Genomic DNA, 10004 nt, shown 5'->3' with positions numbered 1-10004 from the left:
CATAGACAGGCTGGTTACATGTTCAAGAAGCTACGCGGCATTTTTTCTAATGATCTTTCGATCGATTTGGGTACAGCAAATACGCTAATTTACGTCCGTGAAGAAGGCATTGTACTAAACGAACCATCAGTGGTTGCTATTCGTGGAGAGCGAAGCGGTTCAGGGCAAAAGTCAGTAGCGGCAGTTGGTACTGAAGCTAAACAAATGCTTGGCCGTACACCGGGTAACATTCAAGCAATTCGTCCAATGAAAGATGGCGTTATCGCCGACTTTTATGTCACCGAAAAAATGCTACAGCATTTTATCAAGCAAGTTCATAACAATAGTGTATTCCGTCCAAGCCCACGAGTGTTGGTGTGTGTGCCTGTTGGAGCAACTCAAGTTGAGCGCCGTGCAATTCGCGAATCAGCGATGGGCGCTGGTGCGCGTGAAGTCTATTTGATTGAAGAGCCAATGGCGGCTGCGATTGGTGCTGGCCTACCAGTATCTGAAGCGACCGGTTCTATGGTTGTTGATATCGGTGGTGGTACGACAGAAGTTGCCATTATTTCATTAAATGGTGTGGTTTACTCTTCGTCAGTACGCATCGGTGGTGACAAGTTTGACGATGCTATTATCAACTATGTACGCCGCAACTACGGCAGCTTAATTGGTGAAGCAACCGCAGAGCGCATTAAGCACACTATCGGTACTGCTTACCCAGGTGATGAAGTATTAGAGATTGAAGTACGCGGTCGTAACCTTGCTGAAGGTGTGCCACGTAGCTTTACCCTAAACAGCAATGAGATTTTAGAAGCACTGCAAGAGCCACTTTCAGGTATTGTCAGTGCGGTTATGGTTGCGTTAGAGCAATCACCACCTGAATTAGCATCAGATATTTCTGAGCGCGGTATGGTTCTTACTGGTGGTGGTGCACTTATTCGCGATCTAGATAGACTGTTAATGCAAGAAACGGGTATTCCGGTGATGATCGCTGATGATCCATTAACTTGTGTTGCTCGTGGTGGTGGTAGAGCTTTAGAGATGATTGATATGCATGGCGGCGACCTGTTCTCTGAAGAAAACTAATCACGGTTAAAAAGGGCGGTTTCAACCGCCCTAGTTTGTTATGAAGCCTATTTTTGCTCGCGGAATATCCAACCAATTTAGACTCACACTGGCTATTATTATGTCAGTGATTTTGCTTGTCGCTAATGACAGGCTAGAGCCTGTACGTAACTCTCTTTCGTCGCTATTAAGCCCGTTGCAATACGTGGCCAATATCCCCGGCGCGCTGTTGGATCTTTCTGCTGAAAGTTTAGCTACACGCAATATGCTGGCTAAGCAAAATAAAGAACTACTTCGTCATCAACTGCTAATGAGCGAACGCTTACAGCGTTTCGAGCATCTGCGCCAAGAAAACGATCGCTTGCGCGGTTTGCTCGGTTCGCCGGTGCACATGGATGCCAAAAAAGTTGTTGCTGAAGTGATGGAAGTGGCAAGTGATCCGTTCCGTCAATATGTGGTGCTTAACCACGGTTCACGCAATGGGGTGTTTGTTGGTCAGCCGGTTGTCGATGCCCAAGGTGTTGTTGGCCAAGTCGTGCAGGTCAGTGAGCTTACCAGCCGAGTGTTATTGATTTCTGATGCAACTCATGGCATTCCGGTGCGAATTACCCGTAACGATGTGCGCTTACTTGCAGTTGGTACTGGGGTACTTGATGAGCTTGAGTTAAGACATGTTGCTAAAAGCACTGATGTCAGAGTAGGTGACTTATTGGTGTCATCAGGTTTGGGCAAACGTTTCCCAGAAGGTTACCCTGTTGCTCGGGTTATGAGTGTTGAAAAAGAAGATGGCAAAAGCTATGCAACGGTTATTGCTCAGCCATTAGCGGCATTAGATAGAATTCGTTATTTATTATTACTATGGCCTGACATCGAGTCCGATGACGCTGAACTCACACCGCCAGCAGGTGTCGAAGAGGCGATAAAAGCGAGTCAGGAGAACGCGCAATGAGTATACATGTGGCAAATGGCCGCTGGGTAGTGTGGCTTAGCCTATTAGTGGCGATGTTATTTCAAATTATGCCACTGCCGGATCTTGTTGAAGCTTGGCGCCCTGACTGGTTGTTGCTGGTCATCACCTATTGGGCGATGGCGCTGCCGCATAGGTACAACATATTGACGGCTTGGCTACTTGGGGTGATGCTCGATATTTTACTCGGAGCAACCTTAGGTATTCGTGCGTTTGCAATGTCGGTTGTGGTGTATGTTGTCGTGCTGCATTTTCAACGTTTACGTAATTTCCCAATGTGGCAGCAAGCGCTTGTGGTCGCTATGCAGGTCGCTTTGTATAACTTAGTGGTATTTTGGGTGCAGTTTGTCGCTGACAGCGCCGTATTCGATATCAGTTTGTTTTACCCAGCGGTATCTAGTTTGATTATGTGGCCATGGATCTTCTGGATTTTGCGCCGCGTAAGACGTTTATATAAGGTTCGATAACCTATCCAGTTGTTGCTGTTTTTGGCTTGCTATCAACTAGTACTGAGCTTAATACAAGTGGAATAAAAGAAGGTAATTGATTATGAAATTAGTCCTTGCTTCAGGCTCTCCTCGTCGTAAAGAGCTGTTAAGCCAGCTAGGCTTTTTAAAAACAGATAAAGATACGCCTTTTGAGTTTGATATTTTAGCGGCAGATATTGATGAATCTCATCAACAAGGCGAATCAGCAGAGGAATTTGTACAGCGTTTAGCGCAGGAAAAAGCGCTAGCGGGCTTAGCCCTGTATGGCAATGATAAACAGGCTATTGTACTCGGATCAGACACGATAGTTGTACAAGGCGAAACGATTTTAGGTAAGCCGACAGATGCAGCAAATGCCGCAGAAATATTGGCGAGCTTGTCTGGTAAGCGTCATCAGGTGATGACCGCGGTTGCGCTTACCGATGGCACTAAAACCATTAGTCGCTTGGTCATAACCCAAGTGCAGTTTTGTGAGCTAACTGAGGCGGATATTTTAGCTTATATCGCCACAGGTGAGCCTATGGATAAAGCCGGAGCATACGGTATTCAAGGCTTGGGTGGAAACTTTGTAGAAGCTATCGACGGTAGTTATTCGGCGGTAGTAGGGTTACCTTTGGTAGAAACCCGTGCGTTATTGTGTGAGATGCAAGTTTTATAGCCATAAAAAGTAGTCAAACAAGGCGATAATCGCCACGCTATAAAGACAATTATTGCAAAACAATAGTAAAGGTTAAGATCTCGCTGTATTAGCCTTTTATTTTAGTCTTACCACAATTTACGCCAAATCCTTTTTAAATTAGCTATTTCCCTAAGTGGGGTGGGTTGTGAGTAGAAGTCGATTCGCGCAAAGCAGAGTGCAGAAAAAAATAGGCTCTGAACTCTTAATCAATGTAACACCTACAGAAGCTCGTGTAGCACTTGTTGAGCACGGTGTATTACAAGAAGTTCATATTGAGCGCCGCATGAAACGCGGGTTAGTAGGTAATATTTATAAAGGCAAAGTGAGTCGTGTACTACCAGGTATGCAGGCTGCTTTTGTTGATATCGGGCTTGATAAAGCTGCGTTTTTGCATGCATCAGATATTGTGCCACACACTGAATGTGTCGCCGATGTGGAAAAAGGCAATTTTGTTGTGCGTGATATTGCTCAGTTGGTTAGGCAGGGGCAGGATATTATGGTGCAAGTGGTTAAAGATCCACTTGGCACTAAAGGCGCACGCTTAACTACAGATATTACCTTACCTTCACGCTATCTTGTGTTTATGCCGGGTTCGAGTCACGTTGGTGTTTCGCAGCGTATTGAATCTGAAGCGGTGCGCGCCCGCCTGAAGAAAATTACCCAACCCTTTGTCGATGATGATGGCGGTTTTATTATTCGTACCGCAGCAGAAAGCGCAGGTGAAGATGAACTGGTGCAAGATGCAGGCTTTTTAAGACGGGTTTGGGCTAAGGTGAGTGAGCGCCGTAAACGTCGTGGCGTGCAATTATTGTATCAAGATCTGGCTCTGCCAGTGCGTATTGTGCGTGATTTTGTTGGCACTGAGTTGGATCAGATCCAAGTGGATTCGGCGCAAACCTATGAAGAGTTGCAGCAGTTTGCCCAAGAGTTTATGCCAGAGATCGCCGATAAACTTGATCACTATAATGGTCCGATCCCGATTTTTGATCTGTATGACGTTGAAAATGAAGTTCAGCGAGCATTGGGGCGTAAAGTTGAGCTGAAGTCAGGCGGCTATTTGATCATAGATCAAACCGAAGCGATGACGACAGTCGATATCAATACCGGCGCTTTTGTTGGCCATCGTAATCTCGAAGAAACCATTTTCAATACAAATTTGGAAGCGACTCATGCGATCGCTCGCCAGTTACGTCTGCGTAATTTAGGCGGCATTATCATTATCGACTTTATTGATATGCTCAATACTGATCATAAAAAGCGAGTGCTTGCCAGTTTAGAAAGTGCCTTGGCTAACGATCGCGTTAAAACGAATATCAGTGGTTTCTCCGGTCTTGGCTTGGTTGAGATGACGCGTAAGCGTACTCGCGAAAGCTTAGAGCATGTGCTTTGTGGCGAATGTCCAGCTTGCCAAGGTACCGGTAATTTGAAAACGGTAGAAACGGTATCCTACGAGATCTTTAGAGAGATCATTCGCTTAAACCGTGGTTACGATGCCGATGAGTTTTTAGTTTATTGTGCTCCTGCAGTGTTTAATAGCCTTAAAGGCGACGAGAGTCATCTACTCGGTGAGCTTGAAGTGTATATCGGTAAGCGCGTGCGCTTACAAAGCGAACCTATGTATGCACAAAACAAATTTGATGTGGTGATAATGTAGTGCCACCTGAAGCATGTGCGCCTAAAAAGCGCTCCTTTAATTTCCCTCGATTTTGCTGGCAATTTCTAGCGATCATTTTAGTGCTGTTTGCATTAATGGTGAGCTTATTTCGAGGGTTATTACCGCAACTTGATCAGGTTCGTGTAGAGCTGATCAATTATGTGGGTTCTGAATACCAAGTTGAGGTCGAGGTAGGTAAACTTGCGGCCGAATGGCAAGCTTACGGCCCCGCTTTGACGGTTAAAAATTTTGTTTTACCGGCGCAACAAAACTTACCTGTGACGCTGATTTTCAATCAAGTAAACGTTAAGTTCGATTTCTGGCAAAGCATCATTACAGCGAGCCCGCAAATTGAAGATGTGATCTTTGATGGCGTCAACGTTGCGTTAGATCTGGATCATTTAAAGTCACTGCAGCCTCGTGAATCTTCTACAGCCATGCAAACCGATTGGCTATATAAACTGTTATTAGAGCAGCTAGATCGTTTCTCCATTACCGATGCACGCTTTCAATTACTGAGTAAACAACATGATTATCGCCCTATCTTTATCAAAGATATGAAGTGGCGTAACGCTAATGGTCGTCATCGAGGCGAAGGCAAGTTATTTTTAGATGAAGATGCCTCTGAGGTTGAACAACTGGCATTAAATGTTGATTTAACAGGCAGTGGCTATCGTCCTGAGTCTTTGGTTGGCCAATTCTATTTAGCTGCCAGCTCTCTCGATATTGGCGAGTGGGCCTCACGTCAGCCTAACCCTTATGATGCGACCAAGCGCCTGCCTTTAGAAGGGGTGGTAAACCTACAAGCTTGGGCCGAATTCGCTAATCGAGATATTAGCTCCGTTGCCGTCGCATTACAGCCAAGCTGGCTTGAATGGCATTTAAATGATAAGCCTCAACGCTTAACGGTAGAATCCGGCGGCCTACTTTGGCGCCCCGATGCTCAAGGCTGGAGATTAAATAGTCATGATCTGCATTTTTCTACTAATGACCAAGCATGGCCTGAGCTACAACTGCAAGCAACTAAAGGTGAAGCAGGAATTGACGCGAGTTTAAATCAATTAGATCTGGCAATGCTGTTGCCATTATTACCGCTAATCCCAGGAGTAGAGCCTCAAGGCCTGAAAACTTGGCAGGCATTAAAGCCAATGGGCAAAATTAAGCAGGTTCAGGCTCACTGGGATAAGTTGCTTTCGCAGCCCAAAGTGAATTTAGCTCTTGAGCAAGTCACTTGGCAGGCTAACGATGCAATTTTAGGTAGCGCTCCGGTTGATGCTGAACTGAGCCTTGTTGATGAAACATTGCAGTTTGCTTTGCCAAAGCAGAGTTATACTCTTGATTTTAACGGTGGCTTCGAAGCGCCAATTCAGCTCGAAGGGGATAGCTTTAGCGGTGAGTTCAATCTGGCTGAACTAGCACTATCTTTGCCTCAAATTCACTTTAGCAATCAAGATTTAGATATCAATGCCGCAGTGCGCCTAGAGTTTGCTGAAGCAGCACATATGGCACTACTCGCTAATGTAAAAATTCATGATGTTGCTAATGTGCACCAGTATTTTCCACTTAACGGTATGAGTAGCTCGCTGGTGAGCTATTTAACTCAAGCATTAAAAGCCGGTAAAACTGAAGATGCGGTGGTGCTGTGGCATGGTGCATTTAGTGACTACCCTTATGCTAATCAAGACGGACTCTTTCAAGCAGGATTTACCCTGAGCGACGCAACTTATGAGTTTGAGCCAAGCTGGCCGGAAGTTGACCAATTAAACCTGTCGGCACTGTTTGAAAACAAGGCGATGAAGTTGTGGATTAACCAAGGACAACTGTTGGATGTTAACGCCAGCGGCGCCTACATTGGCATTCCTGACCTTGGAGAAAAAAGCTTACTTGAAGTCAAACTTGATCTTGCGACTACAGCTGAGGCTGCTAATGAAGTGATCCAAAAGTCACCGTTAAAGGGCTCAGTTGGTGCAACGCTAGATGTGGTACAAATCTCTGGTGATATTAGCGGCCAAATAGATTTGAGCATTCCCTTATATGATGGTGAAAGCGAGGTTATTAAAGGTACGGTCAACTTTGATGATACCCCTGTATATATCACCGAGCCGGGAATTGCTTTAACGAGCGTCACGGGCCAGCTGCAGTTTGTTAATGATGTGGTCAGCGGTAAAGGGTTTACAGCTAAGATGTATCAGCAACCGCTGCAGTTTAGCTTTAACACCGAAAGCATGAATAAAAACTATGGGGTCAATGTCGAACTAGACGGCCAGTGGCAATTGGCTAATTTGCCTGCTGAGCTAAATAACCCCCTAAGCCCGTACTATTCAGGGCAAGCAGACTGGAGCGGTGATTTAAGACTGATTTTTGACCCTATTGGTTACCGAGTTCAAGCGCGTGTCGAAAGTGACTTGCTTGGTACGGCTCTGGATCTCCCCGCACCATTTGCCAAAGAAGCTGCAGAGGCTAAGCATTTAGTTGCTGAGTTAATTGGCGACAATAAAACCGCCTCTCTCGGCATTAAACTCGATAAACAGCTAGAATTTTGGGGCGGCTTTGATGCTGGATCAGGTAATCGTTTAGCCCATTACGATATTTTGCTTGGTCGACTTTTTAAGCCGGGCGATATGCTTCGTAAAAACAAAGGTCATCTGCAAATAGATATTGACCAAACCGAGTTCTCTCCTTGGCTACCGATTATTCAAGGGTTTGTAAGTCAAACAGCTGATGCTGAAATGACGCCAGATGGATCCGTGACAGAGCAATCATCCGGCTTTTTCCCAGCATTGGTATCTATTGATGCCGATTTTAACCACCTTAACTTAATGGGGCAGCCGTTAGCTGATGTTCATTTTGTGGCTGAACCGACTGAACATGCTTGGCGTTTTGATATCACTTCGCAAGAGTTTGATGGTCGTATCGACTTCTATCCTGACTGGGTGAAGCAAGGTTTAAAGATCGTGGCTTCAAAATTCCATATGTCACCGGAGCCGCGTACTGAAGAAACAGCCCACTATAAATCAGAAACTATTATGGCAAACTTGCCGCCATTAGCCGTCGATGTTGACGATTTTGCGTTGTACGGTAAACCGTTAGGGCACTTGGTTTTACAAGGTACGCCCAACGGTGAGCTTTACCAGATCCAAACGGTATCGATCACTACGCCAAATGTTGAGCTAAAAGGTAAGGGTGACTGGAACATGACTGCAGGGAAAAATATTACCTCATTCCAGTTGAGCCTAGACGCTGAAAAGTTTGATTATCTGTCTGAAAAATTAGGTATAGACCCAGGCCTTAAAGATGCACCTACTGCGGTAACCGCAGATATTTCATGGACTGGCGCACCTTATGCGTTTTCGCTTGAAACCCTCAATGGCGAGGTGGTTTTTGATTTGGGTAAAGGCCATCTTTCTGAAGTGAGTGACAAAGGAGCGCGTATTTTCTCTTTGTTTAGCTTAGATTCATTGCTGCGTAAGTTGTCGCTAGATTTTTCGGATGTTTTTGGTAAAGGGCTTTATTTTGATTCATTTGGCGGCACACTAAATATTGATAATGGCGTTGTCAAAACCACTGACACAGAGATGAATGCGGTTGCAGGTAACATGCGAGTACGCGGCTTTACCGACTTAACCACAGAAAGTTTGAATTACGACATTCGCTTTGTGCCTCAATTAGCTTCAAGTGTACCAACAGTGGTGCTGTTGAGCACAGGTGGTTGGACGTTTGGCTTAGGTGCATTTGCGTTAACTAAGGTGTTAGAGCCTGTGATTGAAGTGATCTCGGAGATCCGTTTTAGATTAACCGGTACTATGTCTGAGCCTAAACTTGAAGAGCTTGAACGCAAAAGTAAAGAGATTGAGATCCCTGAATCTGCATTGCCGAAACAGGATGGTCAGCTAAATGTACCATCTCCACAAAGTGCGACTGATGCCCAACAGTCAAAGTCTCAGTCTGCGGTAAAGGCCATTAATGAAGCGAGCAGTGCTAGTAAAGTTGAGAGCAAAGCAACCCAAGCGACAGCAAAGCCAGTAGCGTCTGCAATTAGCGAACCGCGCACTAGCGCGAGCCCTCAAGCGGTTGAACTCAGTGCGGCAAAGCCTGTTAAGACAGTGTTTGATGAAGTGACTCTTGAGCCCGCGACCTCTGCTGCGCAAGCTAGTGAGCTTGAAACTAAAAACGCGCCTGCACAAGTGATTGAGCTAGCGCCAAAGCGGCCAATAAAAGATGTTCCAGCCCAAGAAAGCCAGCAACTGACGCAACCGCGAGCGAACCAAGGAGCTAGCGAACAGCCCAAACAAGGAGAGTTAGATGCAAGTCAGCCTATTGCAATGTCAAAGCAGTCGCAGCGTAGCCGACAACATAGCGTTTATCGAGTCGCAGCTTAAGCAGTTAATTCACACCGATGGTGCACAAATGGTTGTGCTGCCCGAATGTTGCCTGCTGTTTGGGGGGCAAGAAAGTCAGCAGCTACAATATGCCACTCGCGCTGAAGACAGCAAGTTAAAACAAGCTCTTGCTGAGCTAGCAGCACAATATCAAGTGGTATTAGTTGCCGGCAGTATTCCAATTTTAGCTGCCGATGGCCGAGTTTATAATCGCTGCTACGTGTTTGACCATGATGGAAGTGAACTTGGACAATATGACAAGCTGCACCTGTTTGATGTTGAGGTGAGTGACGGCACTAAGCAATATCGCGAAAGTGACGCATTTTGCCCAGGAGATCGTATCGTTGTAGTAGATACACCTTTAGGGAAACTCGGCTTAGCAATTTGTTATGATATTCGTTTTAGCGATCTGTTTCGGGCATTGCGTGAGGCGGGGGCTGAGATGATTGCCGTGCCAGCCGCATTCACTAAGGTAACCGGCGAAGCGCACTGGCAAGTGCTATTACAAGCACGTGCAATTGAGACTCAGTGCTTTGTTTTTGGTGCTGCACAGTGGGGATCGCATAATGGCGGTAGCCGTGAGACTTGGGGGCAAAGTATGATAGTCAGCCCTTGGGGCGAGATCATCGCGCAAAAACCGCAAGGTACAGGCTGGCTGCAAGCTGACATTGATCTGCAAAGCGTACACAGTATTCGAGCTAAGATGCCGGTCATGGGTCACAACAGATTTATAGCGCCGCAACTAAAGGTGTGATTCAACAAGTTACAGCGGTAGCACAAATTTAAGCGA

At 45.8% G+C, this 10004-nt stretch carries 7 protein-coding genes; all 7 read left to right on the top strand.

Annotation, left to right across the window (positions count from 1 at the left end):
* Positions 1-18 precede the first annotated feature (18 nt).
* The 7 genes from L884_RS0105755 to L884_RS0105725 all read left to right on the top strand — a co-directional run bounded on the left by L884_RS0105755 (position 19) and on the right by L884_RS0105725 (position 9968).
* Positions 19-1068: a rod shape-determining protein gene (locus L884_RS0105755; protein WP_012278897.1), complete on the top strand. Its 1050-nt coding sequence runs from the start codon at positions 19-21 to the stop codon at positions 1066-1068.
* 40 nt (positions 1069-1108) lie between these two features.
* Positions 1109-1996: a rod shape-determining protein MreC gene (mreC, locus tag L884_RS0105750; protein ID WP_028766593.1), complete on the top strand. Its 888-nt coding sequence runs from the start codon at positions 1109-1111 to the stop codon at positions 1994-1996.
* Positions 1993-2481, top strand: a complete 489-nt coding sequence (mreD, locus tag L884_RS0105745) for a rod shape-determining protein MreD (RefSeq protein ID WP_028766592.1) — start codon at positions 1993-1995, stop codon at positions 2479-2481. Before mreC ends, mreD begins: the two co-directional genes overlap by 4 nt.
* Before the next feature lie 82 nt (positions 2482-2563).
* Positions 2564-3160, top strand: a complete 597-nt coding sequence (locus L884_RS0105740) for a Maf family protein (RefSeq protein ID WP_028766591.1) — start codon at positions 2564-2566, stop codon at positions 3158-3160.
* A 208-nt stretch (positions 3161-3368) separates the two neighbouring features.
* On the top strand, positions 3369-4835 hold the full coding sequence (gene rng / locus L884_RS0105735) for a ribonuclease G (protein WP_371411753.1): 1467 nt from the start codon (positions 3369-3371) through the stop codon (positions 4833-4835).
* Complete coding sequence (locus tag L884_RS0105730) at positions 4835-9214, top strand: YhdP family protein (protein ID WP_028766589.1); 4380 nt, start codon at positions 4835-4837, stop codon at positions 9212-9214. Before rng ends, L884_RS0105730 begins: the two co-directional genes overlap by 1 nt.
* A complete protein-coding gene (locus L884_RS0105725) occupies positions 9138-9968 on the top strand; it encodes a carbon-nitrogen hydrolase family protein (protein ID WP_028766588.1) in 831 nt (276 codons plus the stop codon). The genes L884_RS0105730 and L884_RS0105725 overlap by 77 nt, the downstream gene beginning before the upstream one ends.
* The last annotated feature ends 36 nt before the right edge of the window (positions 9969-10004 follow it).

The organism is Shewanella fidelis ATCC BAA-318, assembly GCF_000518605.1.
Classification (GTDB): Bacteria; Pseudomonadota; Gammaproteobacteria; order Enterobacterales; family Shewanellaceae; genus Shewanella; species Shewanella fidelis.
This window is presented reverse-complemented; position numbering and strand designations above follow the sequence as displayed.

Excerpts from the sequence above, each read along its gene's own strand:
- L884_RS0105725 (WP_028766588.1), top strand. The coding sequence starts at position 9,138 with ATGCAAGTCAGCCTATTGCAATGTCAAAGCAGTCGCAGCGTAGCCGAC.
- L884_RS0105755 (WP_012278897.1), top strand. The coding sequence starts at position 19 with ATGTTCAAGAAGCTACGCGGCATTTTTTCTAATGATCTTTCGATCGAT.
- mreD (WP_028766592.1), top strand. The coding sequence starts at position 1,993 with ATGAGTATACATGTGGCAAATGGCCGCTGGGTAGTGTGGCTTAGCCTA.
- L884_RS0105740 (WP_028766591.1), top strand. The coding sequence starts at position 2,564 with ATGAAATTAGTCCTTGCTTCAGGCTCTCCTCGTCGTAAAGAGCTGTTA.
- mreC (WP_028766593.1), top strand. The coding sequence starts at position 1,109 with ATGAAGCCTATTTTTGCTCGCGGAATATCCAACCAATTTAGACTCACA.